A 248-nucleotide genomic window follows, 5' to 3' on the forward strand; every position below is an offset into this window, starting at 1 on the left:
GTGCGCAGGCGGTTTTGTAAGTCTGACGTGAAAGCCCCGGGCTCAACCTGGGAATTGCGTTGGAGACTGCAAGGCTTGAATCTGGCAGAGGGGGGTAGAATTCCACGTGTAGCAGTGAAATGCGTAGAGATGTGGAGGAACACCGATGGCGAAGGCAGCCCCCTGGGTCAAGATTGACGCTCATGCACGAAAGCGTGGGGAGCAAACAGGATTAGATACCCTGGTAGACCACGCCCTAAACGATGTCT

Annotated in this window: 1 rRNA gene; it reads left to right on the plus strand. The window is 55.2% G+C overall.

Annotated elements, in window-relative coordinates:
* Positions 1-248, plus strand: a 16S ribosomal RNA gene (locus KVT32_RS30965); the annotation flags it as partial.

The organism is Achromobacter sp. GbtcB20 (assembly GCF_019091095.1).
Lineage (GTDB): Bacteria > Pseudomonadota > Gammaproteobacteria > Burkholderiales > Burkholderiaceae_B > Achromobacter > Achromobacter mucicolens.